The sequence below is a fragment of the Rathayibacter rathayi genome (genome assembly GCF_004011095.1).
Lineage (GTDB): Bacteria > Actinomycetota > Actinomycetes > Actinomycetales > Microbacteriaceae > Rathayibacter > Rathayibacter rathayi.
This window is the reverse complement of sequence record NZ_CP028129.1, coordinates 1983642-2010580: the sequence shown is the minus strand read 5'-3', so window position 1 is coordinate 2010580 and position 26939 is coordinate 1983642. Positions and strand designations below refer to the sequence as shown.

Genomic DNA, 26939 nt, shown 5'->3' with positions numbered 1-26939 from the left:
GCTCACACGCTCCAGGCGAGCTCGCCGTGCGCTCCGACGCGCACACTGTCTTCGATCAGCGCGGCGAGACCGGCCACCCCGAAGAGGAGGCGCCGCTCGGCGCGCGCCACGTCACTCCGCTCGATGATGCCGCGCACCGCGAAGTGCACGTCGTGACCCGCCTGCAGACCCTCGACGCCGGTACGGCCGCGGAGTGCGCGCACCGGGCGGTGCCCGACGCCGAGTCCGCGCCAGAGCGAGCCGGTCTCGAGGACGACGGCGGTCTCGGAGGCGAGCACCCCGTGCTGCTCCCTGTCGGCAGTGAGCTGCCAGCCGTAGCCGAGGTGGTGCAGGCGCATCGAGTGCGGGCCGCGGAAGGCGTGTGCGGACTGCTCCCGGCGGAAGTAGACGGGGCTGGGTCGAAACGAACTCTGCCAGAGAGCGGCGGCGAGTTCGGTGCACCACTCGGGTGTTTCCGGGTCGGACCACGGGTCGACGAGGTCGGTGCGGGCAGCGGCGCGACGGTGCTCACGCACCAGCTCCTCCGCGTCCTCCCGCAGCCCCATGTCGTCGTCCTCCCGAGCCGTGGGCCCCACACTAGGGGCCCACCGGCGCGGGACAACGAACTGTCGCTCTACGAGGGGAGGATGACGGGTTCCGTGTCGGGAAGGGGGCTGGCGTCGCGTCCGCGGAGGTCCGGGTGGTAGCGGCGGCCGAGCAGCGGCACCAGGAAGCCGACCAGGGCGAACGCGGCGGCGACGACGATCGCGGCGGTCGGACCGGCCCGGTCGATCTGCACGCCGGCGATCGCGGACCCCAGCGCCGCCCCGATCAGCTGACCCGTGCCGACCCAGCCGTACGCCTCCGCGGTGTCCGAGAAGCGCACGCTCGAGGCGGTGATCGCGAACAGGGCTGCGAGAGCGGGAGCGATGCCGATGCCGGCCAGGAAGAGGGTGACACAGAGCCACCAGAAGTCCGTCGAGACAGCCGCCAGGCCCATGCCGACCGTGACGATCAGCATCCGCCGCGCCGTCGCGCAGCGGCTGATCGGGATGTGGCCGAGCGCGAGTCCGCCGGCCAGCGAGCCCGCCGCGAACACCGCGAGCACGACGCCGGATTCGACTCCGCCCTCGCCGAAGACTGCGACGACGCCCGCCTCCACGGCGGAGCAGGCGCCGATCAGGAGGAAGCCGACGACCGTCGCCAAAAGGACCGGAGGCTTGGTCAGCACGACGCCGAGGCGGCGCGTGGATCGGGGGATGCGGACCCGGCCGACCTCGGGCGAGGCGATGAACCAGACACCGCCGCCGATCAGGAAGGCGGCGGCGGTCAGGACGCCTGCGACCGTCGACACCTGGATCGAGACGAGGGCAGCCAGCACCGGTCCGAGCACCCAGATGATCTCCTGGGCGGAGGCGTCGAGCGAGAAGAGCGGAGTGAGCTGCGAGCTGGTCACCATCTTGGGGTAGATGGTCCGCACGGCCGGCTGCACAGGCGGCATGCTGAGGCCCGCGATGAAGCCGATCACCACGAATTGCCACACCTCGAGCGGCAGTACGGCCATTGCGATGATTGCGCTCGCGCAGACCACGAGAGTGATCGTGAGCACGCGGCGCATCCCGAGTCGACCCATCAGGCGGCTGGTCAGCGGCCCCGCGATCGCCTGCCCGATCGACATCGAGCCGAGCACCAGGCCGGCGGCCGCGTACGAGTGGTGCACTCGCTCCACATGCAGGAGGAACGCGAGCGAGAACATCCCAAACGGGAAGCGCGCGGTCAGCTGCGCGAGGATGATGCGCCCCACCCCGGGGGTTTTCAGGAGATCGGTGTAGCTGCCCACTGGACGACACTAGCGCCCCTCGAGGGAACCCCGGGCAGTCGAGGGAGCCCGCTTCAGGGGGCTCCCTCGACGGGTCGGGGTTCCCTCGGCGGAGGGAGAGGCGTCAGGGCGTGAGGACTTTGCGGATACGTTGCAGAGACGCGCTCTCGGCGGTGCCGAGCGACTGCGCGAAGAGGCTTACCCGCAGCTCCTCCAGGAGCCAGCGGGCGCGCGCCAGGCGGTCGTGCGCGGGCAGGGGCAAGACCCCGCCGGCGGAGCGGTAGAGTTCCTGCGCGGCCCGCACCTCGTTCAGCCAGACGCGGTCTCGGCCCACGTTCTCGGCGATCTTGCCGAAGCGCTCAGTGATCGCGGCGAGATAGCGCGGGAGATGCCGCAGCCGCTCCACTCCGGTCGCCGAGACGAAGCCGGGGTACACCAGGCCAGAGAGCTGCTCCCGCGCGTCGGTAAGCGCCGGCAGGAGCGCCATGCTCGTCGAGGCCTTGAGCGCTTTCTCGACGCCGCGGGCGGTGGTCAGAATCGTGGTCACCGTCTTCACGGTCTCGAACATTGCGTCCATCACGCTCGCCGAGACCCGGTCGCGCACGGCGTCGAACTCGGCGTGCAGGAAGAGCATGCCGTCCGGCTTCATCCGCCAGAGCACGGCATCGACGCAGGCGAGCAGGCAGTCGGTGAAGAGCGCGGTGGTGTTCTGGTAGGGGCTCTGCGCGAGCACGAGCTTCTCGGTCGAGGTGAGGTGCTGCTGCACGTACGCCACGGGGCTCGGCGTCGCGAGCAGGAGGAGGCGGCGGACGCCCCGCGGATGCTCGCGCGCCTGGTCCTCGGCGGTGGCGAGCAGGCGGATGGACACCGAGTCGTCGTCGTCGATCAGGGCCGGGTACGCGCGGATCGTGTTGCCGCCCTGCCGGGTGTCGGTGACGCGGGGGAGTTCCGGCGTGTCCCACGTCTTCAGTCCCCGGCGCTCGAGCGCGTCGGGGGCGCGGGCCTCGACCACGCGGGCGACCTCGTCGCGGACCCGGCCCCGCAGCCGTTCAGCCAGCGGGGCGAGCTCCTTGCCGGCGGCGATCGTGCGCCCCCGCTCGTCGGCGACGGCGAAGGTGACCCGCAGGTGCGAGGGAATGCGCTCGAGGTCGAAGTCCTCGGGCCGCACGACGACGCCGGCCTCACGGCGGATCGCTCCGGCTAGGGTCGCCGCGAACGACTCCGTCGGCGGATTCGGAACGTCGTGCGGGAGCGAGGCGGTGAGCTTCCGGGCCCAGTCGTTCGCGGGCACCACGTTCCGGCGCAGGTGCTTGGGCAGCGCCTTGATCATCGCGGTGACGAGCTCGGCCCGCAGCCCCGGCACCAGCCAGTCGAAGCCGAGGGGAGTGACGCGGGGCAGGAGCGCGAGCGGCACATGCACCGTCACTCCGTCCTCCTCCGTCCCCGGTTCGAACCGGTACGAGAGGCGCAAGCGCTGATCGGCCTGGCGCCACTGCGTGGGAAAGGCGGCCTCGTCGATCTGCTCTGCGTCTTCGGGGAGGAGCGTCTCCTGCGTCATCGTCAGCAGGTCGGGCTCGTCGTGCTGGGCCGTGCGCCACCAGGAGTCGAAGGAGCGCACCGAGGTGATGTCACGGGGGAGGCGGCGGTCGTAGAAGTCGAAGACCGCCTCGTCATCGACGAGCAGATCGCGGCGACGGGTGCGCTCCTCCAGCCGCTCGAACTCGGCCCGCAGGGCACGATTCTTGCGGTCGAAGGCGTGCCGCGACTCCCACTCGCCCTCGACGAGCGCGTGCCGGATGAACAGCTCGCGCGCGGAGGAGGCGTCGATCCGCGAGAACTGGACACGGCGGCGCACGATGATCGGCACTCCGTAGAGCGTGACCTTCTCGTAGGCGACGGCAGCGCCCTGCGACTTCTCCCAGTGCGGCTCGCTGAACTGCCTCTTTACCAGGTCACCGGCGATCGCCTCGGCCCAGGCGGGGTCGATCGCCGCGTTCGAGCGGGCGAAGAGGCGGCTGGTCTCGACCAGCTCGGCGCTCATCACCGCGTCGGGCAGCTTCTTGGCCAGGGCGCTGCCGGGGAAGATCGAGAACTTCGCGTTGCGGGCGCCGACGTACTGCACGGTCTGGCGCTCACGGTTCTTCGCCGCGCGCTGCGCCTGCTGCGAGGTCGTGTCCTTGATGCCCAGGTGTGAGAGCAGGCCGGCCAACAGGCTCCGGTGGATTCCGTCGGGGTCGATCTTCGGCTCGCCGAGTTCGAGCTTGAGCGGACGCGCGAGCTGGCGCAGTTGGCGGAACACGTCGTGCCATTCGCGCACGCGGAGGTAGTTGAGGTACTCGGCCTTGCAGAGGCGGCGGAAGGCGCTGGAGGAGAGCTCGTCCTGCTTCTCCTCGAGGTAGTTCCACAGGTTCAGCAGGGTGAGGAAATCGCTGGTCGGATCGACGAAGCGCGCGTGCTGCTGGTCGGCCTGCGCTCGGCGCTCGAGCGGGCGCTCGCGGACGTCTTGGATCGTGAGACCCGCGACGATCGCCATCACCTCGCGGCTGACACTGTGCCGGCGCGACTCGAGGACCATTCGCCCCAAGCGCGGATCAATCGGCAGCCGCGCGAGATCCCGCCCGATCCGCGTGAGCTGCGGCGCCGCCCCCTCCCCCTTCCGCGAGATGCCACTTGTGGTGGCCTTCCTCGGCGTGTCGTCGTCATAAGTGGCATCTCGCGGAAGGGCGGAAGGGGTGCGGAGTGCGCCGAGCTCGGTGAGCAGATCGAGGCCGTCCTTGATGCCGCGGGAGTCGGGAGGCGTGAGGAAGGGAAACGAGGCGATGTCGCCCAGGCCGAGCGAGATCATCTGCAGGATGACCGCGGCCAGGCCCGTTCGCAGGATCTCGGGGTCGGTGTACTCGGGGCGGCGGAGGTAGTCCTCCTCAGAGTAGAGACGGATCGCGATGCCCGCGCTGGTGCGACCCGAACGGCCCGAGCGCTGGTTCGCCGAGGCCTGCGAGACGGCCTCGATCGGCAGCCGTTGCACCTTCGAGCGGGCGCTGTAGCGCGAGATGCGGGCCGTGCCGCCGTCGATCACGTAGCGGATCCCGGGGACGGTGAGGCTCGTCTCCGCGACGTTGGTCGCGAGGACGACGCGGCGCCGGACGCCCGGGGTACGCCCCTTCTCGAAGACGCGGTGCTGATCGGCGGCGGAGAGGCGGCCGTAGAGGGGGAGCACCTCGGTGCCGGGCAGGTTCCGACCGCGGATGGCGTCCTCCGCGTCACGGATCTCGTTCTCGCCAGAGAGGAACACCAGCACGTCGCCCGGATCCTCAAGGGCCAGTTCGGCCAGGGCGTCGGCGATGCCGGTCATCAGGTCGCGGCTGCCGCTCGTCGCGTCCGGGACGTCGGTGTCGTCGTCCTCCTCCGGCTCCTCCGCGACCAGCGGCCGGTAGCGGATCTCGACCGGGTAGGTGCGGCCGGACACCTCGATGATCGGAGCCGGTTCGCCCGCGGCGTCGGCGAAGTGGGCGGCGAAGCTCTGCGGGTCGATGGTGGCCGAGGTGATGATCACCTTGAGGTCGGGTCGCTGCGGCAGCAGGCGGTGCAGGTAGCCCAGGAGGAAGTCGATGTTCAGGCTGCGCTCGTGCGCCTCGTCGATGATGATCGTGTCGTAGCGGCTGAGCATCCGATCGTGGTTCATCTCGTTGAGCAGGATGCCGTCCGTCATCAGCTTGATCCGGGTCGACGCGGATGCCTTATCGGTGAACCGGACCTGATATCCGACGAGTCCGCCGACCTCGTCGTCGAGTTCCTCCGCGATGCGCTCGGCGATCGTGCGGGCCGCGATGCGGCGCGGCTGGGTGTGCGCGATGCTCTCGCGCCCGAGCTCGAGGCAGATTTTCGGCAGCTGGGTCGTCTTGCCGGATCCGGTGGCTCCGGCGACGATGACCACCTGGTGATCGCGGATCGCCGCGGCGATGTCCTCGCGCCGCGCCGACACGGGCAGTTCGGGCGGGTAGCGGATGCTGAGCACGTCTGACATGAGCCCTTCATCCTACGCCGCGTGCGACAATGCCCTGTCCCGCGAAACGTCGCGGGGCCCCCTGCCCGGTCGGGCGCTTCGGCGCTGGTCGATCGCGGCGCATGATCTCGTGGAGCTCCCGATGAATTCGCAGTCCTTGCTGGTCGTGCTGAACATCGTGCTGCTGCTGTTCGCGATCAAGGGAGTGCTGTCGAATCCGCGGCTCTCGAAGGTCGCGAAGGTCGCCTGGGTGGCGTTCATCGTGATCGCGCCGTTCGTCGGGAGTCTCGCCTACCTGGCCCTCGGGCGTCGCGGCGGGAACGGCGGAGGCGGCACCGTCGTCCGCGGCACGGAACGGCCGACGGGCTGGTTCTTCGAGCGCTGAGCGACGAGAGTTCGCGGCGACCGTTGATCCCCGCAAGCCTCTGACCCGTGGCGTGCCCCACGTTTAGCGTGAAGAGCATGGCCGAACGTCTGCGCTCCAGTGTCAGCCCCTACCTCCGCTCGCACGCGGACAATCCGGTCGACTGGTTCCCCTGGGGGGAGGAGGCGTTCGCCGAGGCGGTTCGCCGAGACGTCCCGGTGCTGATCTCGATCGGCTACTCCACCTGCCACTGGTGCCAGGTGATGGCGCGGGAGTCGTTCTCGGATCCGGTGCTCGCAGCGCGCCTGAACGCCGACGTCGTCGCGGTGAAGGTCGACCGCGAGGAGCATCCCGACGTCGACACCACCTACTTGACTGCCGCCAGCGCCTTCACCCGCCAGCTGGGCTGGCCGCTGACCGTTTTCGCGACCCCTGTCGGCGAGACCTTCTTCGCCGGCACCTACTTCCCTCCTCGGGCCGTCGGCGGCGTACCCGCCTTCTCCGATGTGCTGGAGGCGGTCTCGGAGGCGTGGCGGCTGCGGCGCGAGGAGGTGCAGGCGACGGCCGGCGGACTTGCCGCGGCACTGCGCGAGGCGACCGCGGCGCTGCCGACCGACTCCGCCCTGCCGGACGACGCCGCGCTCGACGCCGCGGTGGACGCGCTCGCGGCGGAGGAGGACCGGGTGCACGGCGGTTTCGGTGGCGCACCGAAGTTCCCGGTCGCCCCGGTACTCGGCTTTCTCGCCTCGCGGGCCTCGGGGTCGGCGCTCGCCGAGCGCACGCTGATCGCGCTCGCCACGTCTGCGCTCCGCGACCGCGACGGCGGCTTCTTCCGCTACGCGACGCAGGCCGACTGGAGCGACCCGCACTACGAGCGGATGCTCTACGACAACGCTCAGCTGCTCGACGTCGCAGCGGTCCTGCTCGGGCGATCGGACGCCCGGGGCGATGAGCTGACGGAGATCGCGGAAGGGATCGCCGGCTTCCTCCTGAGCACCCTCGAGCGGCCGCTCGGCGGATTCGCGTCGGCTCAGGACTCGGAGAGCGTCGTCGACGGGCAGCGCTCGGAGGGCGGCTACTACCTGGCGGAGGACCGCTCGCGGCTCGCGCCCCCGGCTCTCGACGAGAAGGTCGTCACCGGCTGGAACGGCCTGGCAATCCGGGCGCTCGCCCGCGCCGGGCGGGTGGTGGGGCGCGAGGAGTGGATCGACGCGGCCCGACGTGCCGCCCACGCCGTAGTGCAGCGGCATGTGGTCGACGGGTGCGTCGCGGCCCGCGCCTCCCTCGATGGCACGGTCTCGGCCGCCCGCCCAGCGCTGGAGGACGTGGGGATGCTCGCCGGCGGGCTCCTCGAGCTCGCGCTCGTGGAGGGTCGCCCGCGCTTCGCGGTCGCGGCGCGGGTCCTGATCGACGGCTCGCTCGACGCGGCCGAGGGCCCGCTGCCGTTCGCGCTCCCCGGCGGAGGCGACCCGGCGCTGACCGCGCGCGGTCTGCTGCTCACGGCGGATCCCTCAGAAGGGGCCTACCCCTCCGGCCTCTCGGCGATCGCAGACGCGGCGTATGAGCTGTACCTGCTTACCGGGTCGCAGCGCTACCGGGACGCGGCCGAGGCGGTGGTCGCCTTGATCGCGCCGGGTGCACTCCGGCAACCGATGGGTTTCGGTGCCGTGCTCGCGCTGGCGTCGCGCCTTGCGCGTCCGGTGCGGCAGCTGGTGGTCGTTGGTCCCGGAGGCGCGCAGGCGGTGCGTGGTGCGCGGTCGGCCGGTTGTGGGGTCCTCGTCGGCGTTTCGGACGAGGGTGCCCGGGAGTGGGCGCAGGCGGGCTTCGAGTTGTTCGAGGGGCGGACCTCGCGCGACGCCCTGCCGACCGCCTACTCCTGCGACGCCTTCGTCTGCGCTCTGCCGACTACCTGGCTCCCGGCGGAGCTGGTCACGCGGCCGTGACCACGAGCGGCGCCTCCGGGTCGGCCGCCCACTCGTTGAGCGAGCCGTCATAGACCACCGCGGTGTCGACTCCGAGCACCGCGAGCGCGAGAGCGTCGGCCGTGGCCGCGATCCCGCCTGCGCAGTAGAGGATGATCCGTTCGGCCTGGAGGCTCTCGCCGAAGAGCGACCGCAGGCGCTCCGGCGGTAGGAGGGTGTTGTCCGCGCGATTGACCAGGCGCCCGGCCGGGACGTTGCGCGAACCCGGCAGGTGCCCGAGGCGGGGGCGACGCCCCTCCTGGCCGGTGAACTCCTTCGGCGGGACCGCGCAGACCAGGGCCCCCGGTGCCTCGCCGCGGACGACGCGCTCGACACCGGCCTTGTCGATCCACAGCGGGCGTTCTTCACGGACCGTGATCCCTCCGCTCGCTGCGGGCTCGACGTGCCCGGATTCGATCGGGCGCTCCTCGCACCGCCAGGCCGAGAGGCCTCCGTCGAGCACCGCGACCGCGTCGTGCCCGGCTGCGCGCAGCAGCCACCACAGGCGCGAGGCCCACTGGCCCACCGCGGAGTCGTAGACGACGACCACCGAGTCGTCGTCGATGCCGAGGGCGGCGGTGGCGGCCGCGAAGCGCTCGGGGTCGAGGCGCGTGAAGGGGAGGGGTGCCTCGGGGTCGGACAGCTGCGCGAGCAGGTCGCCGAAGACGGCGCCGGGGACGTGCCCCTCGAGGAGGTACTGCTCGTCGCCGCTGAGGTAGCCGGGGCGGCCGTCGAAGCCGGGCACGAGCAGGACGCTCGCGTCGACCACGACGAGGTGCTCGCGGCCGAGCTGGTCGGCGAGCCACTGGGTCGAGACGATCGGCCGGGCGAGGTACGGGGCGGAGGAGATGCTCACTCCGTCCACGCTAGGCGGCACCACCGACATGCGTGCCCCTGCGCGTCACGCGGGTTCATGATCGCGCCGTCTCGCGTCGACGCGCCGCCCTTTCGTCGAGCCACCGCCTGCTCCTCGAGATGCCGCTGCATCGGCGGTGCCACGGTTCCTCCCGGGACGCCTCGGCGCCCGGGTGCACTCGGGCAGGAGCACGTCCGGCGGAGAAATGCTCCTCCACAGGCCGCCGGGAGGGCGCTGGTCTCCCCAGATCCGTCCGCGACCGTCCGCGGCTCCCGTGGAGAGTGCAGGATCGGCGCATGTCCGAGCTCCCCCTTTTTCGTCAGCGATCTGCGCACGCGGTACCGCCTCCGCCCTCCCCCGCCAGCGCGACCCGGAGGCGTTGCGGCGCGGCGTCCGCACTCCGGTCGCCCGCCGGCGGGAGACCTCTGTCCACGATCGGCAGCACGCCCGGGCGCGCGCCGCCGTCCTGTCGCGCCGAAGCGGAGTGCTCGTCGGCGAGTCGGCGGCCCTCCTGCACGGATCCCCTCTGGTCCAGGCCCTCGATCCCCGGGTTCACCACCTCGCGAGCCGCAGACCATCCTCAACGCCGGCTCCGCCTCGACGGGTCGCTGACCGGATGAGGAGCGCCGAGAGACCGCGGAGCGCCGAGGCACGCCGGCTTGTAGGTGCTGCGTCCACGAGGCGGGGAGGTGCGGCCGCCGTCCGGCACCCGTACGCCTCAGCACTCGATGACGTTCACCGCGAGACCGCCCTCGCTCGTCTCCTTGTACTTCGACGACATGTCGATGCCCGTCTGGCGCATCGTCTCGATGACGGCGTCGAGCGAGACGCGGTGGTCGCCGTCGCCGTGCAGCGCGAGGCGGGCGGCGCTCACCGCGGTGGAGGAGGCGATCGCGTTCCGCTCGATGCAGGGGATCTGCACGAGTCCGCCGACCGGATCGCAGGTGAGGCCGAGGTGGTGCTCCATCGCGATCTCGGCCGCGTTCTCGACCTGCCCGGCAGTGCCGCCGAGCACCGCGCAGAGGGCTCCGGCGGCCATCGCGCAAGCCGAGCCGACCTCGCCCTGGCAGCCCGCCTCCGCGCCCGAGATCGAGGCGTTCGTTTTGCAGAGCGAGCCGATCGCGGTGGCGGTGAGGAGGAAGCCGCGCAGGCCCACGCGATCGGCGCCGGGCACGAACCGGAGGTAGTAGTGGGCGACGGCGGGGATGATGCCGGCGGCTCCATTCGTCGGAGCCGTCACCACTCGCCCGCCGGCCGCGTTCTCCTCGTTCACCGCGAGCGCGAAGGCGTGCAGCCACTCCACCGAGGTCGCGCGGGCGCGGTCGAGCGGGTCCTCCTCGAAGGCCTCGAGCCGCTCGCTGAGCACCGATGCGCGGCGGCGGACACCGAGGCCACCGGGCAGGACGCCGTTGGTCGCCAGGCCGTGCTCGACGCAGGCAGCCATCGCGTCCCAGATCGCGTCGAGGCGGGCGTCGACATCGACCCCGGGGTGCAGTGCGCGCTCGTTCGCGGCGGCGATCTCGGCGATGCTCGAGCGCGTCCGGTCGCAGATCGCGAGCAGGTCGAGCCCGGAGACGAAGGGGTAGGGGTGCGCGGCCAAGGCCGCCAGCTCGGCGCGCTCGCCCGCTCGGCGGATGAAGCCCCCGCCGATCGAGTAGTAGGTCTCCTCCCATACCGGCAGCGCGTCCTCGCCAACCCAGACGCTGAACGTCAGCGCATTCGGGTGCTCCGGCAGTCGGGTGCGGGGCTCGAAGGCGACGTCGCCCCGCGTCATCGCGAGGCGCTGCTCGCCAGCCAGAAGGATCGCTCCCTCGGCGTCGAGGCGCTGCCAGGCACCGCGCACCAGCGCCGGATCGCACGTCTCGGGGTCCAAGCCCGCGAGCCCGGCGACCACGGCGTCCGGTGTGCCGTGGCCGATCCCCGTGGAGCCGAGGGAGCCGTAGAGGGTGCAGACCACGCGGCTGACGCGGCCGAGGAGGCCGGCCTCGCGGATCCGCTCCGCCAGGGCGAGGGCCGCGCGCATCGGCCCGACAGTGTGCGAGCTGGACGGGCCGATCCCCACGCTGAACAGGTCGAGGACGGAGACGTAGGCGCTCATCCACCGAGCGTACGCCCGTGCCGGCTCGGCAGGAGGGCGGGCGCCCTCTCGGATGCCCGCCCCCTCCTCAGCGTGTTGCCGTGGTCACCACTCGCAGTGCACATGGTTGTCGTGGCCGGGGTCGCCCGGGCCGAGCGTGAGTGTTGCACCCAGGGCGGCGCAGGCGTCCTGCACAGCCTGGTGGTCGGCGCCGTTCAGCACTGTCACGCCGTTGATCCGGTCGATGTCGACCGCGTGGCCGGTGTAGTGGCGGGAGGTCGTGCTGTGATCCTCACCCGCGATCGAGGTCACGCGGAGGTCGAAGCCGTACTCGGTGTTGAGGCGCAGCAGCCCGTTCAGCATGGCCGGATCCAGAGACACCTCGGTGATTCCCGCGTCGCCGCCAGAGCTGGTCTTGGCCGGCTTCCCCTCCGCGGTGTCGCGGATGTTGACGAGCGAAGTCGAGGCCGCGTCGGCACCCGCGTCGGCGCCCAGCTCGTAGAGCTCGATGCCCGGGTTGTCGAGGATGGCCTGCGCTGTGGTCGCCGCGTCGCCGCTGGGCGGGGGAGTGGTGCCGCCGCCGGTCCCGGCGATCAGGGCCTTCCAGGTGGCCGGTCCGACGATGCCGTCGGCCGTCAGCCCGGCCTCGCTCTGGAAGCCGGTCACCGCAGACTCCGTTCCGGCGCCGAAGACGCCGTCGACCGCAAGGGAGGCGCCGTTCGCGTTCAGCTGGGTCTGCGCCGCGCTGACCGCGTCACCGGTGGAGCCGCTGCGGACGGTCACGGTGAGCGCACCCCAGGTCGCCTCGCCGATCACGCCGTCGGCGGCGAGGCCCTTGGCTGACTGGAAGGCGGTCACGGCCCCCGCCGTGCCGGAACCGAAGGCCCCGTCCACGGCGAGCGACTGGCCAGAGCTGCGGAGGAGGTACTGCGCGGTGGTCACGTCCTCGCCGTGGGATCCGGAGGAGAGCACGGGCCAGCCGGCCGCCCGGGCACTGGTGGCCCCGCCGACGGTGACGCCGACGGCGAGCAGGAAGGCGGTGATCACCGCGAGGACGCGGGAGCGGGCTGGGCGCGGGCGGGCGCTGCGCTCGGTCTCGATGGTGGTTGTCTCGGTCTCGATGGTCATGATTCTCATCCCTCGTTCTCGACGGCCTCGCGGGCCAGGGTCTCCCACTGCGCGTAGGCGCCCGGCACGCCGGAGTTCTGCACGGCCTGCGCGGCCACGGTCACCGACAGCGACTCCCAGCCGGGCACGTCGAGCAGACCGGAGTTGCTGGTGGGGCTGTTCGCGGCTCCGTAAAAGGCACGCGATGCGTAGACGGGGTCGATCAGCTCGGCGGCGGTACCCCAGCCGGAGGAGGGGCGCTGCTGGAACAGTCCGACGGAGTCGCGGTCGCCGCCGGAGAGGTTGCGCAGGCGTGACTCCTGCATCGCCGTCGCGATCGCGATGACCCAGCCGTACTCGGGGACGCCGGCCGTCTTACCCTCGGCGATGATCGTGCGCACATTGGAGAGCTGCTCGTCGCTCAGGGTGGCGAACGTCTCGCCGGGCTGACCCGGGCCGGGCGTCGATCCGGAACCGGAGCCGGTGAGTGACTGCCACGTCTGCGGGCCGACGACCCCGTCGACCGTGAGGCCGGCCGCGGATTGGAAGCTCTTCACCGCGGCCAGCGTCGCAGCCCCGAATTCACCGTCGACGCTGAGCCCGGCGCCGGTCTTGTTCAACTGCACCTGTAGGGCCGTGACGGCCTCGCCGGAGTCGCCGGAGGAGACGGTCGTGATCAGCGCCGACCAAGTCTGCTGGCCGACGATGCCATCGGCCGAGAGACCCCGGGCGCTCTGGAACGCAGTGACCGCCGCGGCAGTGCCGGAGCCAAACACACCGTCCGCGTCGACCGACTGGCCGGCGGCGTTGAGCAAGTGCTGGATGGTGCGGACGTTGGCGCTGTTCTCGCCCTGGGCGACCACGGGCCAGGCGGCGGCTGTGACCGACACGGCCGAGATCTGGGCGGGAGATGCAACGGCGAGTGGCGCGGTAGCCAGCGACCCGAAGGCAAGAGTGCCACAGGCGACTCCGGCGATCAGAAAGCGGCCTCGGGGCCGACGCGGGTCGGGTGCGGTGGTGGATGTGGTGGATGTGGTGGTCAACTGTTTCATCGTTTCGTACACCTCTTCATGGCCGCGAACGGCCGGACTTCGTTGTCACGATCGGGGAGTGAATCTCCCGTATCCCTCAGGCCTACTCCTGCCCCGGCGACGTCGGGCGCGCTTGGGATGCAGTGTCCAGAAAGCGTCCACGGAACACGGAGGCGCATCCGTCGCGCGGGGGAGGCGACCGGGTCCGAACCGCGCCACACTGCGCCTGAAGGCGACACCTCCGGGTTGCTCGCGCTTCGCCCGGGCTGCTAGTTTCCCCGGGCGCACCGCCGGGGCGCGCGACCGATGCTCCCAGGGAGCGCACCGTGACTGTCTGCCACGCGGGCTCGACGTTCTACCCGAGCGCGCGAAGTGCTCGCTGGCGGAACTCCAGCCGAGCGTCCGGCTTCTCAAGGCATCGGCCGAGGGCACCCGGATGACGACCGTTCGACGGCCCTCGTCACTCGTGCTCCTCTGCCAGGGGAGGCGACGCGTGACCGGACCGCGGCATCCAGCCGCAACGGACGCCTCCCACTCCGGCGACCGCCGGAACCTCACAGAGGACGGACCATGCAGAGAATTACCGATCGACTCGTCTCCTAGCGACGACCTGGCGGGCCGCGATCTGGCCGAGCTGCGGCAGCAGATTGAGTGGGCCGTACCCCTTTCGGCCGGCGCGGCCAATCGGCGGATCGTCGCCACGGCCGAGCCGCGGGTCGCCGAGCTGGAGGCGCTCGCCGCCGAGGCGGGCTTCGATCCGGACCGGTACGCGCAGCACTGGCGGCTCCAGCTGGGCACCCTCGGCAGCGGCAACCACGTCATCGACGTCAGCGTCGACGAGACGGACGCGGTCTGGCTGTTTCTGCGCTCGGGCTCGCGCGGGGTCGGCAACCGGATCGCGAGCGCGCACATCCTGATCGCCCGCGACTACTGCGCGCGCCACTGGATCACGCTGCCGGACCCCGACCTCGCTTATCTGGTCGAGAAGACGGCGGAGTTCGACCGCTACATCGCCGAGCTGCGCTGGGCCCAGCCCTTCGCTCTGCTCAACCGCGAGGAGACGATGGACCGCGTCGTCCGACAGCTCTCCGCGTGGCTCGGCCGCGCGGTGGAGGAGGTAGAGCGGATCAACTGTCACCACAACTTCCCGAGAAGGAGCGGCACCTCGGCCGAGAGGTCTGGGTGAGCCGGAAGGGCGTGATCCAGGCGGACGCCGGTCGCCCGGGGGAACGTGCTCGCGCTGAACTCGTCTTCTGCATGCGGCGGGTCGTGACTACTCACGCTCCGCCGCGCGGCGCACCTTCACGCACGATCAGCTGCGAGAAGCGACTGACCCCCGCCGCGAGATGCCACTTATGCAGACGACACGCCGTGAAAGGCGCGCATAAGTGGCATCTCGCGCAGGGCCGGGTCAGCGCAGCGTCTTGCGCGCCGAGATCTGCCCGGTGTCGAAGCCGAGCAGGTGCAGTCCGCCGTGGAAGCGGGCGTGCTCGACCTTGATGCAGCGGTCCATGACGACGGTCAGGCCCTTCGACTCGCCGTACTCGGCCGCCTCCTGGTTCCAGATGCCCAGCTGCACCCAGACCGTGGAAGCGCCAAGGGCCACCACGTCGTCGATCACCGCTGGGATATCGCTCGCCTTGCGGAACACGTCGACGATGTCGGGGACGACCGGCAGTTCGGCGAGGCTGCGGTAGACCGGCTGCCCGAGGATCTCGGTGGCGTTCGGGTTCACGAAGTACAGCTCGTACTCGCTTGACTGCTGGAGGTAGGTGGCGACGAAGGAGGAGGAGCGGGCCGGGTTCGGCGAGGCGCCCACGATGGCCACGGTCTTCGCGCGGCGGAGGATGTCGAGGCGGGTGCGCGCGTCGGGGCCGACCCAGGTGCGCTGTGAGCGCAGTGTCTTCGCCAGCGGCGAGTTCGCCGGGACGGAGCAGCTGAGCCCGTTGGACAACTGGACGACGGTGTCGGTAGTGCTCATGCTCAGACCTCCACGGCCGGGGTGTGCAGGATCGTGGTGGTGTCCTCCGGCAGCTCCGTCGGAGCGTCGGGGGTGCCGTGCTTCTGGACGGCGCGGGTGAGCGCCTGGTCGAGGTCGTAAACGATGTCGTCCGCGTCCTCGATACCCACGGAGAGGCGGACGAGGCCGGGGAGGACGCCCGCGTGCAGCAGCTGCGCTTCGGTGAGCTGCGCGTGCGTGGTCGAGGCGGGGTGAATGACCAGGGTCTTCGCGTCGCCGATATTGGCCAGGTGGCTGGCGAGATCGACCGACTCGATGAAGGTCTGGCCGACGGCGCGGCCGCCCTTCACCACGAAACTGAAGACCGAGCCCGGACCCTTCGGCAGGTACTTCTGCGCGCGGTCGAAGTGCGGGTGTGCGGGGAGGCCGGCCCAGTAGACGGCCTCGATCCGCGGGTCGGCGTCGAGCCACTCGGCGACGCGGCGCGCGTTGTCGACGTGCGCCTGGATCCGGTACGGCAGGGTCTCGACGCCCTGTGCGAGCAGAAACGCGGAGTGCGGGGCGAGGACCGGGCCGATGTCACGCAGCTGCTCGGCCCGTAGGCGCGTGAGGAAGCCGTACTCGCCGAAGTTACCGTCCCAGGACAGGTCGCCGTAGGACGCGACCGGGTCGTGCAGCAGCGGAAACTTCTCGCGCGAGTAGTGGAAGCGCCCCGACTCGACGACGACGCCGCCGAGCGTGGTGCCGTGCCCGCCGAGGAACTTGGTGGCCGAGTGGATGACGATGTCGGCGCCCCACTCGATCGGTCGGACGAGGTAGGGCGTGGCGACCGTCGAGTCGATGATGAGCGGGATGCCGGCGGCGTGCGCGACCGCGGCGAGGCCCTCGATGTCGGCGATCTCTCCGGACGGATTGGCGATCGTCTCGGCGTAGAGCACCTTCGTCTTCTCCGTGATCGCCGCCGCATAGTCGGCCGGCTCGCTGGAGCGCACGAAGGTCGTGTCCACTCCGAAGCGCCGCAGCGTCACATCGAGCTGGGTGATCGAGCCGCCGTAAAGGTTCGCGGAGGAGACCACCTGATCGCCCGCGCCCACCAGCGCCGCGAAAGTGATGAATTGCGCCGAGAGCCCGGAGGCCGTGGCGACGGCGCCGAGGCCGCCTTCGAGGCTCGCGACGCGCTCCTCGAACGAGGCCACGGTCGGATTCGAGAGGCGCGAGTAGACATTGCCGTACTTCTGGAGCGCGAAGCGTGCGGCAGCGTCAGAGGTGTCGTCGAAGACGAACGCGCTCGTCTGGTAGATCGGCAGAGCGCGGGCGCCCGTCACCGCATCGGGGATGTTGCCCGCGTGGATTGCGCGCGTCTTGAAGCCGTACTCGCGATCTGCCATGCGATCGACGCTAGTGCGGGCCACCGACATCGCCGCGCTTACGCGACGCACCGCGTAACAGAGCCGATCAGAGCGCTAGCTGCACCGCCGCCAACCCCATCGCCGCGATCGCGGCCCACGACACGAGCGCCACAACCAGCGCGCGCCACCCCGTTGTCACGAGCGCGCGCACCCGCACCGCACTTCCGAGGGCGAAGAGCGCGGCGGCGAGGAGCCCGGTCTGCGCCGTGTCCGCGGTGGCGAGCACCTCCTCCGGCAGCGGCAGGAGGGTCCGCAGCAGCACCGCCGCGAGGAACCCGACCACGAACAGCGGCGCGATCGCCGGCCGGGTCCCGCCCGGCTCGTCGCCGCGCCGGGTGACCGCCGCCGCTACGGCGACCATCGGAGCGAGCATCAGTACGCGCGTCAGCTTGACCACCACCGCCACGGCCAGCGCCGACGCTCCCGCCACCTGCGCCGTCGCCACCACCTGGCCGACGTCGTGCACTGACGCGCCGACCCAGTGTCCGAACTGCACGTCCGAGAGCCCCAGCGGCTGCGCGAGGGCGGGGAGGACCGCGATCGCGAGCGTGCCGCAGAGCGTCACCAGCGCGACCGGTGTCGCCTGCTCCTGCTGCTTCGCCCGGGTCGCTCCAGCCATCGCGCCGATAGCCGAGGCGCCGCAGATCGAGAACCCGGCAGCGAGGAGCAGCGGCTCCTGCCCGGGCAGCCGCAACGCCCGTCCCAGCGCCCAGGTCAGACCGAAGGTGGCGAGGACGATCCCGACGACGACCAGGATCGCGCCCCAACCCAGCGCGGCGATGTCGACCAGCGAGAGCTTCAACCCCAGTAGCACGATCCCGGTGCGCATCAGCGAGCGCGACGAGAAGGCCAGGCCCGGCGCCAGGACTCCGCCCAGTACCCGTCTCGCCGACGGCAGCTGAGCGACGAGGATCCCGAGCGCGACCGCCGCGGTCAGCATCGGCACCGCGGGAACGGCCGCGTGCAGCAGAGCCGAGAGCACGGCCGCGACCGCACAGGCCGCTACTCCGGGACCCAGCCGCCGGATCAGACCCACGAGTTCAGCCACATATGAGCCTGCCAGAAGGTGAAGGGCGTTTGCGCGCCGGTCCAGAGCGGGAGGAAGTACGCCGTCAGTCCGGCCACCGCCACCCCGAACGCCAGCACCACCAGGATCCCGCGCGTGCGCCTGCTCCGCTCATCGCCTGGCGACCCGATCACGATCCCCGCCGTCAGTGCTAGTGCCAGCATCATGTAGGGCTCGAAGACGACGCAGTAGAACTGGAACACGGTGCGGTCGAGGTAGAGCAGCCACGGCAGGTACCCCGCGACGATCCCCATCAGCACGAAGCCGGGGCGCCACTCCCGGTATCGGGCAAGGCGGTAGACGAGGTAGAACAGCGCCAGCACGCCAGCGTACCAGATGAGCGGATTGGCGACCGAGGTGATCGCCTCGGCGCAACGCGCGGCGGTGCAGCCGTCGACCCCGGTGGCCTGGTCGGCGAAATACATGCTGGTCGGCCGCAGCATCAGGAGCCACGTCAGCGGGTCCGCCTGGTAGGGGTGCGCGGCGCGCAGATTGATCGAGTAGTCGTACATCTGTGCGTGATAGTGCCAGAGGCTCTGCGCCCAGTTCGGCACCCAGGCGAGCGCGCCGGTCCAGGCGTTGCCGGGCGCCTCCGTCGCCCAGTGCCGCGCCCAGCCGCCGGAGGTGCGGAGCCACCCGGTCCATGTGACGAGGTAGGCGACGAGGGCGATCGGCACGACCAGAAGGAAGGTGACCGGCCCCTGCTTGAGGATCGCGCCGGTGCCCCAGAACGGCACGCCCGCTCGACGGCGCAGGAGAGCGTCGACGACCACCGTGTACACGCCGTACACCCCGAGAAAGTAGGCGCCCGTCCATTTCACTCCCGCGGCCAGCCCGAAGAGCACGCCGGCGCTGAGAAGCCAGGGCCGCCACCACAGCACCGGCCCCCAGCTCGGCAGTGCTCCCGCCGCCACCTTCCGCGCAAGCTGCAGCTCGGCCCAGCGCCGATCGAGCAGCACAGCCCCGACCCCGCAGAGCGCGACGAACATCAGGATCCCGTCCAGCAGCGAGACCCGCGACATCACGATCGCGTGGCCGTCGAGCGCGAGCATCAGCCCCGCGAAGGAGGAGAGGAACGTGGAGCGGAAGAGGAGGCGGCCGATCAGAATCACCAGCGCCACGGCCAGGATTCCGACGACGGCGGTCGAGATGCGCCAGCCGACGCTGTCATCGGCGCCGAAGGCTTCCATGCCCAAGCCGATGATCCACTTGCCCAGCGGCGGGTGTACGACGAAGGACGGCGCCCCCGTGAAGGCGTCGACATCGCCCGCCGCGAAGCCGGTATCGGCGTTCGCGGGCCAGGCGCCCTCGAAGCCGAGGTTCCAGAGAGTCCAGGCGTCCTTCACATAGAACGTCTCATCGAACACCAGCGAGCGCGGGTGACCGAGGTTCCACAGCCGCAGGACGGCGGCCAGCGCGACCACGAGCAGCGGCAGGCCGAACTCATAGAGCCGACGCCGTGCGGGGGAGGCGACCAGGCGCGCATGCAGATCATCGAACCAGGAGCCGCGGGGCGTCTCCGGGAGGGGGGCGCGCTCGCGGGGCTCGGCGGGCACCGTGCTCGTTGGTCCCGCCGCGTCCAGACGCAGGTCGTCGAAGTCGCGCTGCGGTCGGTCCGTCACCTGGCCATGCTAGTGCGCCACCCCCGCACGGGTGGTGGCATGGTGCGACGAGCGGAGCACCGACAGGCGACCTGGGAGACTAGCCGCGTGATCATCCTCGCCGGCACTCCCATCGGAAACCTCGGCGATGCCTCGCGGCGGCTCGTGGAGGCGCTGTCCTCCGCCCGCCACATCGCCGCCGAGGACACCCGCGTGACGATCCAACTGCTTCGGGCACTCGGGGTCGAGAACCGGCCCGCGCTCTACGCGCTGCACGACCACAACGAGCGCGAGCGCGCGGCCGAGCTCGTCGAACTCGCCCGTGCGGAGGATCTTCTCGTGCTCAGCGACGCGGGCATGCCCACGGTGTCGGATCCGGGCTACCACCTGGTCGAGGCGGCCGTGGCGGCGGGAGTCGCGGTGACCGCCCTGCCCGGTCCCTCGGCGGTGCTGATGGCGCTCGCTGTCTCCGGACTCCCGACAGACCGCTTCAGCTTCGAGGGCTTCCTCCCGCGCCGGCACGGCGAGCGGGCGTCGACCTTCCGCGCGCTCGTCGATGAGCGGCGCACGATGGTCTTCTTCGAGTCGCCGCACCGCATCGGCGACGCGCTCGCCGATCTGGTCGAGGCGATGGGCCCGGATCGGCGCGTGGTCGTCTGCCGCGAGCTCACCAAGATGTTCGAGGAGGTCCGGCGCGGTACAGCGGCCGAGGTCGCCGAGTGGGCGGCTGGCGGGCTGCGCGGCGAGATCTGCCTGGTGGTCGAGGGCGCTCCTGTCCGCGAGGTGTCCCTCGAGGACGCGCTGGCCGACGTGCTGGCCCGTGTCGCGGCCGGATCGCGGCTCAAGGAGGCGTCGGCCGAGGTCGCTGAGATCACCGGACTCTCCCGCCGCGCCCTGTACGAGGCGGCGCTCGCTTCCCGCCGCTCCTGAGCGTGTGTCCTCCACAGCGGCGCTTCGGGCCCGTTATCCACCGGCTCCGTCACACGGGAGGAGCCGCCCCGCGCGGTGAATAGGATGGTCGCCATGTCCGACGGCGCCTCCTTTTTTCTCACGACTCCGATCTTCTACGTGAACGACGTCCCGCACATCGGGCACGCATACACCGAGGTCGCCGCCGACGTGCTCACCCGCTGGCACCGCCAGGCGGGAGATGACACCTGGCTGCTGACCGGCACCGACGAGCACGGCCAGAAGATTTTGCGGACTGCTACCGCCAACGGGACCACTCCCCAGGAGTGGGCCGACCGCCTCGTGAAGTCCGCGTGGCAGCCGCTGCTCGAGACGATTGATATCGCCAATGACGACTTCATCCGCACCACGGAGGCGCGGCACGAGGTCAACGTTCAGAAGTTCTTGCACAAGCTCTACGACGCGGGCGCGATCTACACCGGCGAGTACGAGGGCTATTACTGCGTGGGCTGCGAGGAGTACAAGCAGCTGTCCGACCTCGAGGAGGGCACCGGCGACTACACCGGGCAGTACGTCTGCACGATCCACTCGAAGCCGGTCGAGCTGCTGAAGGAGAAGAACTACTTCTTCTCGATGAGCGAGTACACCGAGCGGCTGCTCGCGCTCTATGAGGAGCGGCCCGACTTCGTGCAGCCCGAGTCGGCGCGCAACGAGGTCGTCAGCTTCGTCCGCCAGGGCCTGGCCGACCTGTCGATCTCGCGCTCCAGCTTCGACTGGGGCGTGAAGGTCCCGTGGGACGACTCACACGTCGTCTACGTGTGGTTCGACGCGCTGCTCAACTACATCACCGCGGTCGGCTACGGCCAGGACGAGGCGGAGTTCCAGCGCCGGTGGCCGGCGACCCACATCGTCGGCAAGGACATCCTGCGCTTCCACGCGGTGATCTGGCCCGCCATGCTCATGGCCGCCGGGCTCGAGGTGCCGAAGCAGATCTTCGGCCACGGCTGGCTGCTGGTCGGCGGCGAGAAGATGTCGAAGTCGAAACTCACCGGAATCGCGCCCGAGCAGATCACCGACACCTTCGGCTCCGACGCGTTCCGCTACTACTTCCTGCGTGCCATCACTTTCGGACAGGATGGCTCGTTCTCGTGGGAGGACCTGTCGGCGCGGTACCAGTCCGAGCTCGCGAACGGCTTCGGCAACCTCGCCTCCCGGGTGATCGCGATGCTGCACCGCTACTACGACGGCGTCGTACCCGAGCCCGGGACACTCACCGAGGCGGAGAAGCGCATCCAGCGCACTGTCGCGGAGGCCGCCACCTCCGCGGACCGCTCGATCGACGCTCTCGCGATCCACGACGCGATCACCGCCGTCTGGAGCATCGTCGAGGAGCTCAACGGCTACATCACCGAGCAGGAGCCGTGGGCGCTGGCCAAGCGCGAGGAGCGCGAGCGCCTCGGCACGGTGCTCTACACGGCGACGGAGGGGCTGCGTGCCCTGGCCGTGCTGCTCTCGCCGGTCGTGCCGCGGGCGACGACGGCGCTCTGGGAGGCGCTGGGAGTGACGGAGTCGCTGGGCGCCCTCACCGCGCAGCCGATCCGCGCGGCGGGCCGCTGGGGAATCCTGCCCGTCGGCACCACCGTCGGCACTCTCGAGGCGCTCTTCCCGCGCATTGAGGCACCGGTGTCCTGACGGGTCTGCGTACGGCTGATCGACGCGCACCCCTGTTCCGGAATTCGTCCGGTGGGATCGAGCTGCGGTCTGTCGAGTGATCTGCATTCGATTGCTCGAGAGCCGGTGCTTCGTGTTTGCGCAGGCTCAGTGTCCGTCCCGAGCTCGGCGCGGGGCGGACGGACTGCGTGGAGGCTCCGGCCGCTCGCAGCCCTCCCGGTAGCCTGGAGGGCATGACCGACAGCCAGCACGTCCGCTCCCGCGAGGCTTCCGCCGGCCGCGACCTGACGTATCCGCCGCTTCCCGAGGCTCTCGTCGTGCCCGTCTACGACAATCACACCCATCTCGAGATCGCCGACGGGCTCGAGCCGCTGGACCACCGTGAGCAGCTCGACCGCGCGTCCGCTGTCGGCGTCCGCGGCGTCGTCCAGGTCGGCACCGACGTCGAGACCAGCCGCTGGTCGGCGGAGCAGGCGGCGAGCGAGCCGCGCCTGCTGGCGGCCGTCGCACTCCACCCCAACGAGGCCCCCGAGCTGGAGCAGCGCGGTGAGCTCGATGCCGCGCTCGCCGTCATCGCCGAACTGGCCGAGCAGCCGCGGGTGCGCGCGATCGGCGAGACCGGACTCGACTTCTTCCGCACCGGCGAGAGCGGCCGCGCAGCCCAGTTCCGCTCCTTCGAGGAGCACATCCGCATCGCCAAGGAGCACGACCTGGCGTTGCAGATCCACGACCGCGACGCGCATCGCGAGGTCATCGACACCCTCCGCCGCGTCGGTGCCCCCGAGCGCACGGTCTTCCACTGCTTCTCCGGCGACGCCGAGATGGCGAGGATGTGCGCCGACGAGGGCTGGTACCTCTCCTTCGCCGGGACCGTCACCTTCACGAACGCCGTGCCGCTGCGCGAGGCGCTCGTCGCGACTCCGCGGCACTTGATCCTCGTCGAGACCGACGCGCCCTACCTCACTCCCGTGCCCTTCCGGGGCCGCCCGAACGCGCCCTACCTCCTTCCGCACACCCTGCGCTCGATGGCCGCGACCCTCGAGACCGATGTCGGTCACCTGGCCGCGACGATCGCCTCGAACACTGAAGCCGTGTACGGGGAGTGGGGCGGCGAGGTCGGCTCCGGCCCGACGGAGCCGGTCGGTCCCCTCGCATGAGCGGCCGCCACGCCGCGGAGCCGACGGCCGCGAGCATTCCACGTCTGCTGGGCCCGGCCGAGATCCGCGACCTTGCGGGCCTGCTCGATGTCATGCCGACCAAGAAGCTCGGCCAGAACTTCGTCCACGACGCGAACACCGTCCGCCGCATCGTTAGGTTGGCGCGCGTGCAGCCGGGGGAGACCGTCGTCGAGATCGGTCCGGGCCTGGGCTCGTTGACGCTCGGCCTGCTGGAGGCGGGCGCCCGGGTCGCAGCCGTCGAGATCGACGGCCGCCTCGCCGAGCAGCTGCCGCGCACGGTCGAGCTGATGGCGCCGGGCGCCGACCTCGCGGTGGTGCACGCCGATGCGATGAAGGTGCTCGATCTGCCGGGCGACCCCGCGCGCCTGGTCGCCAACCTCCCGTACAACATCTCAGTGCCTGTGCTGCTGCACTTCCTCGAGCACTTCGCGAGCATCCGGTCCGGAGTCGTGATGGTGCAATCCGAGGTCGGGCACCGGCTCGCGGCCGGACCGGGATCGAAGGTCTACGGCGGCCCGAGTGTGAAGGCCGCGTGGTTCGGCTCCTGGTCGACGGGCGGTACGGTCTCGCGCCAGATCTTCTGGCCGGTACCGAACGTCGACAGCGTCCTGGTCGCCTTCGAGCGCGGGGAGGAGCCGGGCGACGAGACCCTGCGTCGCGCGGTCTTCGCCGTGGTTGACGCGGCGTTCGCCCAGCGGAGGAAGATGCTCCGCCAGTCTCTCGCGACGCTCTTCGGCGACAGCGCCGCCGCGATCACCGCCCTCGAGTCGGCCGGCGTTCCACAGACAGCCCGGGGCGAGGAACTCGACGTCGCCGCCTTCGTCCGGCTGGGCCGGGAGCTCGATCCGACGCGGGTGCCGGTCCGCGGCGCGTCGCGGTCAGACGGGTCGCTGGCGGGGACCGACGGGGACGGCGTAGACAGCGACGGGGAGCCCTCCCCGGGCGCGAACAAGGGCGCCTCCGCCACCCTGTAGCGTGGAAGCATGGCCCATCGCGCGACGTCGAATCGGGTCCATGCGCGGGCCCCCGGCAAGATCAATGTGTTCCTCAAGGTCGGCGCTGTGCGCGATGACGGGTACCACGAGCTGGCCACTGCGTTTCAGTCGCTCTCGCTCTACGAAGACGTCTTCGCGACGGATGCGTCCGACTTCTCGGTCGCCTTCTCGGGCTCGATCGACAGCTCCGCTCTCGCAGTCGACGGCTCCAACCTCGCGATCAAGGCGGCGCGTGCGCTGGCCAGGGCCACCGGGTACCGCGGCGGAGTGCACCTCGAGATTGAGAAGCACGTCCCGATCGCGGGCGGCATGGGGGGCGGGTCGGCCGACGCCGCCGCGACCCTCCTGGCGTGTGACGCGCTCTGGGGCACGGCCTGCACCCGCGAGCAGCTGCTCGGCATCGCGGCGAGCCTGGGCGCCGACGTCCCCTTCTCCTTCACCGGCGGCACCGCGATCGGAGTCGGACGCGGAGACGAACTGAGCCCCGCGCTGGCCAAGGGCCGCTTCGAGTGGGTGCTCGTGCTCTCGGACCAGGGCCTGTCGACCCCGGAGGTCTACAGCGAGCTCGACCGGCACCGCGAGCGCCATCTGCACGACTTCCGCCCCATCTCTGCGACTCCGATCATCGACCCGAACGTGTTGCAGGCCCTCCGCGCCGGCGACGCCGCGATGCTCGCCGACGCGATGCACAACGACCTGCAGGCACCGGCGCTGCACCTGCAGCCCGGGCTCGCCCGCATCCTCGAGCTCGGCGAGGGACGCGGCGCGCTCGGCGGCCTCGTCTCGGGCTCGGGTCCGACCGTGGCGTTCCTCGCGTCGAACGCTGACGCCGCCCTCGACCTGCAGCTGGAGCTGAGTTCTGCGCGTCTTCGCGCTGTGCGGGTCACGGGGCCCGTGCACGGAGCGCGCGTGCTCTCGTCCTAGGCGCGCCGGGGGCTGGCTCCGCCGTCCGATGTGCAGGATTGCGTCCGATGTGCAGGTCTCCGTCCGATGTGCAGGATTCCATCCGATGTGCAGGATTTCGTCCGATGTGCAGGATTTCGTCCGATGTGCAGGGGATCCGACCTCGTCGTCGCCCGTTCCGCGGCAGGATCGCCGCCTTCGCACGAATCCCCTGCGAATCGCACCTTCCCCTGCGAATCGCACCTCGGGTCCTGCGAATCGCACCTTCCCCTGCAAATCACACGTCTCCCTGCCGATCAAGCGCCCTGCCAAGCACGTTCGAGTGCGGCCCGCAGCACCCCCACCCCTCTTGCAGGCACCCCCGCGCCCCTCCCGCGCCCTCCCCTACCCCTCCCGCAGGCACCCTGCAGAGAAGTCCCGCCCGCGTGGCTTAGAGTGCCGCTCATGTCCCGCCGACGCACCACCCTCTTCGCGATTCTTTCGGGGATCGTGGCCGCCGTCGTCTCCCTGGCTGTTGCCGAGGTCGTCGCGGTATTCACCGGAGCTGGGGGCAGTCCGCTGGTCGCGGTCGGCGGGTTCGTCATCGACATCGTTCCGCCCGCCGTGAAGGACACCGTCATCGCCCTCTTCGGGACCGGCGATAAACTCGTACTCCTGGTCTCGATCGGGATTGCGATCGCAGTCCTTGCGGTCGGGGCCGGGCTGCTGGAGTACCGTCGCCCGCCGTTGGGCCTGCTGCTGCTGGCCGTTGTCGCGGGCGCCGGTGCGTTCGCCGCGGTGAGCAGGGAGGGCTCCTCCGGCCTCGATGCCGTGCCGAGCATCGTCGGCATGGTGGCCGGAGCCGGCGTGCTCCGCTCGGCCTCTGTCCGCCTCCGCGGCTGGCAGGAGGAGCCGGGAAGCGGTACTCCTGATCGCCGGTCGTTCCTGCGCCTGGTTGGCATCGCGGGAGTCACGGCGCTCGCGGCCGGCATCGGCGCCCGCTTCCTGACCTCCGCCTCCGCCGCCGTCACCGCCGTGCGTGAGGCCGTCTCGCTGCCCGCTCCCGCATCGGCGGTCGCCGCGGTCCCCGCCAGCGCCGTGCTCGACGATGTCGAGGGCCTCAGCCCCTACATCACTCCGAACGCCTCGTTTTACCGCATCGACACCGCGCTCTCGGTGCCCTCGATCGAGCCCGCCAACTGGTCGCTGAAGATCACCGGCATGGTCGAGGAGGAGATCGAAATTACCTGGGACGAGCTGCTCGCGCTGCCGCTCGAGGAGCACCTGATCACTCTGTCCTGTGTGTCGAACGAGGTCGGCGGCGATCTGATCGGCACGGCGCTCTGGCTGGGCTACCCGATCCGGGAGCTCCTCGCCCGGGCGCGGCCGACCGCCGGCGCCGACATGGTGCTCTCGCGGAGCATCGACGGATTCACCGCCTCCAGCCCGCTCGACGTGCTGCAGGACGAGAACCGCGCGAGCCTGATGGCCGTGGGGATGAACGGCGAACCGCTGCCGGTCGAGCACGGCTTCCCCGTGCGCATGGTGGTCCCCGGCCTCTACGGGTACGTGTCGGCGACGAAGTGGGTCGTCGAGCTCACGGTGACCACTTTCGCGAAGGATCTGGCCTACTGGTCGACCCGCGGCTGGACCGAGCGCGGCCCCATCAAGATCGAGTCGCGGATCGATGTTCCGCGGAAGGGACAGCTGGTCGAGGAGGGCATGGTCGCCGTCGCGGGAGTCGCCTGGGCTCCCCACACCGGCATTGCGAAGGTCGAGGTGCAGATCGACGGCGGCGCGTGGCAGGAGGCTCGGCTCGCCGAGCAGGTGACGGCCGACACATGGATCCAGTGGGTCTTGGAGTGGGACGCGACCGTCGGCGACCATGTCGTCACCGTGCGCGCGACCGACGCCGACGGCGCGGTGCAGACCACGGTCGAGCGCCCGCCCGCGCCCGACGGCGCAACGGGCCTGCACCGCCGCTCGGTCTCGGTCTCGAAGCCGAAACCCGTGACCTGACACTCGGCACCCCGACAGGTCCGCGCCTGCGCGGGTCAGGCCTGCGCAACTC

At 70.9% G+C, this 26939-nt stretch carries 19 protein-coding genes and 1 pseudogene; 9 read left to right on the top strand and 11 right to left on the bottom strand.

The window, feature by feature from the left end; genetic code table 11:
* Positions 1-2: 2 nt before the first annotated feature.
* From C1O28_RS09635 to hrpA, 3 genes are all read right to left on the bottom strand, one after another.
* Positions 3-545, bottom strand: a complete 543-nt coding sequence (locus C1O28_RS09635) for a hypothetical protein (protein WP_097165439.1) — start codon at positions 543-545, stop codon at positions 3-5.
* 68 nt (positions 546-613) lie between these two features.
* The gene (locus C1O28_RS09630) at positions 614-1819 is read right to left on the bottom strand and encodes an MFS transporter (protein WP_097165440.1); all 1206 of its coding nucleotides are present in this window, start codon (positions 1817-1819) and stop codon (positions 614-616) included.
* A 103-nt stretch (positions 1820-1922) separates the two neighbouring features.
* The gene (gene hrpA / locus C1O28_RS09625) at positions 1923-5822 is read right to left on the bottom strand and encodes an ATP-dependent RNA helicase HrpA (protein WP_097165441.1); all 3900 of its coding nucleotides are present in this window, start codon (positions 5820-5822) and stop codon (positions 1923-1925) included.
* A gap of 121 nt (positions 5823-5943) precedes the next feature.
* Between hrpA and C1O28_RS15155 the strand changes: the two genes are divergently transcribed.
* Positions 5944-6186: a PLDc N-terminal domain-containing protein gene (locus C1O28_RS15155; RefSeq protein ID WP_160487479.1), complete on the top strand. Its 243-nt coding sequence runs from the start codon at positions 5944-5946 to the stop codon at positions 6184-6186.
* Positions 6187-6263: 77 nt separating this feature from the next.
* Complete coding sequence (locus C1O28_RS09615) at positions 6264-8108, top strand: thioredoxin domain-containing protein (protein ID WP_097165442.1); 1845 nt, start codon at positions 6264-6266, stop codon at positions 8106-8108.
* On the opposite strand, the gene C1O28_RS09610 is transcribed toward C1O28_RS09615, so the two are convergent.
* From C1O28_RS09610 to C1O28_RS15400, 4 genes are all read right to left on the bottom strand, one after another.
* Positions 8095-8982 (bottom strand): sulfurtransferase, encoded by an 888-nt coding sequence (locus tag C1O28_RS09610; RefSeq protein ID WP_160487478.1) that lies wholly within the window; start codon positions 8980-8982, stop codon positions 8095-8097. The genes C1O28_RS09615 and C1O28_RS09610 overlap by 14 nt on opposite strands.
* Before the next feature lie 718 nt (positions 8983-9700).
* The gene (locus C1O28_RS09605) at positions 9701-11080 is read right to left on the bottom strand and encodes an L-serine ammonia-lyase (RefSeq protein ID WP_097165445.1); all 1380 of its coding nucleotides are present in this window, start codon (positions 11078-11080) and stop codon (positions 9701-9703) included.
* 84 nt (positions 11081-11164) lie between these two features.
* Entirely contained in the window at positions 11165-12187 is a 1023-nt protein-coding gene (locus tag C1O28_RS09600) for a peptidoglycan-binding protein (RefSeq protein ID WP_097165446.1), read from the bottom strand.
* A gap of 5 nt (positions 12188-12192) precedes the next feature.
* On the bottom strand, positions 12193-13209 hold the full coding sequence (locus C1O28_RS15400) for a peptidoglycan-binding domain-containing protein (RefSeq protein WP_237397892.1): 1017 nt from the start codon (positions 13207-13209) through the stop codon (positions 12193-12195).
* A 610-nt stretch (positions 13210-13819) separates the two neighbouring features.
* Here C1O28_RS15400 and C1O28_RS09590 point away from each other — a divergent pair.
* A pseudogene (locus tag C1O28_RS09590) lies at positions 13820-14525 on the top strand (RtcB family protein); the annotation flags it as partial.
* An 83-nt stretch (positions 14526-14608) separates the two neighbouring features.
* On the opposite strand, the gene C1O28_RS09585 reads toward C1O28_RS09590, so the two are convergent.
* The 4 genes from C1O28_RS09585 to C1O28_RS09570 form a co-directional block, all read right to left on the bottom strand.
* On the bottom strand, positions 14609-15178 hold the full coding sequence (locus C1O28_RS09585; protein ID WP_097165447.1) for a CoA-binding protein: 570 nt from the start codon (positions 15176-15178) through the stop codon (positions 14609-14611).
* 2 nt (positions 15179-15180) lie between these two features.
* Positions 15181-16545, bottom strand: a complete 1365-nt coding sequence (locus C1O28_RS09580; RefSeq protein WP_097165448.1) for an O-acetylhomoserine aminocarboxypropyltransferase/cysteine synthase family protein — start codon at positions 16543-16545, stop codon at positions 15181-15183.
* A gap of 67 nt (positions 16546-16612) precedes the next feature.
* Complete coding sequence (locus tag C1O28_RS09575) at positions 16613-17614, bottom strand: YeiH family protein (protein ID WP_097165449.1); 1002 nt, start codon at positions 17612-17614, stop codon at positions 16613-16615.
* Entirely contained in the window at positions 17593-19254 is a 1662-nt protein-coding gene (locus C1O28_RS09570) for a dolichyl-phosphate-mannose--protein mannosyltransferase (protein ID WP_243391996.1), read from the bottom strand. The genes C1O28_RS09575 and C1O28_RS09570 overlap by 22 nt, the downstream gene beginning before the upstream one ends.
* Positions 19255-19341: 87 nt before the next feature.
* On the opposite strand from C1O28_RS09570, the gene rsmI reads away from it, so the two are divergent.
* The 6 genes from rsmI (at position 19342) to C1O28_RS09540 (ending at position 26887) form a co-directional block, all read left to right on the top strand.
* A complete protein-coding gene (gene rsmI / locus C1O28_RS09565; protein ID WP_097165450.1) occupies positions 19342-20163 on the top strand; it encodes a 16S rRNA (cytidine(1402)-2'-O)-methyltransferase in 822 nt (273 codons plus the stop codon).
* A 93-nt stretch (positions 20164-20256) separates the two neighbouring features.
* Positions 20257-21834: a methionine--tRNA ligase gene (gene metG / locus C1O28_RS09560; RefSeq protein ID WP_097165451.1), complete on the top strand. Its 1578-nt coding sequence runs from the start codon at positions 20257-20259 to the stop codon at positions 21832-21834.
* 212 nt (positions 21835-22046) lie between these two features.
* A complete protein-coding gene (locus C1O28_RS09555) occupies positions 22047-22970 on the top strand; it encodes a TatD family hydrolase (RefSeq protein ID WP_097165452.1) in 924 nt (307 codons plus the stop codon).
* Positions 22967-23965 carry a 16S rRNA (adenine(1518)-N(6)/adenine(1519)-N(6))-dimethyltransferase RsmA gene (rsmA, locus tag C1O28_RS09550; protein ID WP_181025750.1) on the top strand — a complete coding sequence of 333 codons (999 nt, stop codon included), beginning with the start codon at positions 22967-22969 and terminating at the stop codon, positions 23963-23965. Before C1O28_RS09555 ends, rsmA begins: the two co-directional genes overlap by 4 nt.
* 9 nt (positions 23966-23974) lie before the next feature.
* Positions 23975-24910 carry a 4-(cytidine 5'-diphospho)-2-C-methyl-D-erythritol kinase gene (locus C1O28_RS09545; protein WP_097165453.1) on the top strand — a complete coding sequence of 312 codons (936 nt, stop codon included), beginning with the start codon at positions 23975-23977 and terminating at the stop codon, positions 24908-24910.
* Positions 24911-25333: 423 nt separating this feature from the next.
* Positions 25334-26887: a molybdopterin-dependent oxidoreductase gene (locus C1O28_RS09540; protein WP_097165454.1), complete on the top strand. Its 1554-nt coding sequence runs from the start codon at positions 25334-25336 to the stop codon at positions 26885-26887.
* Positions 26888-26939 lie beyond the last annotated feature (52 nt).

Bases quoted from the DNA above. Each gene is read 5' to 3' on its own strand.
- C1O28_RS09615 (WP_097165442.1), top strand. From the start codon at position 6,264: ATGGCCGAACGTCTGCGCTCCAGTGTCAGCCCCTACCTCCGCTCGCAC.
- C1O28_RS15155 (WP_160487479.1), top strand. From the start codon at position 5,944: ATGAATTCGCAGTCCTTGCTGGTCGTGCTGAACATCGTGCTGCTGCTG.
- C1O28_RS09605 (WP_097165445.1), bottom strand. From the start codon at position 11,080: ATGAGCGCCTACGTCTCCGTCCTCGACCTGTTCAGCGTGGGGATCGGC.
- hrpA (WP_097165441.1), bottom strand. From the start codon at position 5,822: ATGTCAGACGTGCTCAGCATCCGCTACCCGCCCGAACTGCCCGTGTCG.
- C1O28_RS09540 (WP_097165454.1), top strand. From the start codon at position 25,334: ATGTCCCGCCGACGCACCACCCTCTTCGCGATTCTTTCGGGGATCGTG.
- C1O28_RS09580 (WP_097165448.1), bottom strand. From the start codon at position 16,545: ATGGCAGATCGCGAGTACGGCTTCAAGACGCGCGCAATCCACGCGGGC.
- metG (WP_097165451.1), top strand. From the start codon at position 20,257: ATGTCCGACGGCGCCTCCTTTTTTCTCACGACTCCGATCTTCTACGTG.
- C1O28_RS09555 (WP_097165452.1), top strand. From the start codon at position 22,047: ATGACCGACAGCCAGCACGTCCGCTCCCGCGAGGCTTCCGCCGGCCGC.
- C1O28_RS09635 (WP_097165439.1), bottom strand. From the start codon at position 545: ATGGGGCTGCGGGAGGACGCGGAGGAGCTGGTGCGTGAGCACCGTCGC.
- rsmA (WP_181025750.1), top strand. From the start codon at position 22,967: ATGAGCGGCCGCCACGCCGCGGAGCCGACGGCCGCGAGCATTCCACGT.
- C1O28_RS09585 (WP_097165447.1), bottom strand. From the start codon at position 15,178: ATGAGCACTACCGACACCGTCGTCCAGTTGTCCAACGGGCTCAGCTGC.
- C1O28_RS09600 (WP_097165446.1), bottom strand. From the start codon at position 12,187: ATGACCATCGAGACCGAGACAACCACCATCGAGACCGAGCGCAGCGCC.
- C1O28_RS09545 (WP_097165453.1), top strand. From the start codon at position 23,975: ATGGCCCATCGCGCGACGTCGAATCGGGTCCATGCGCGGGCCCCCGGC.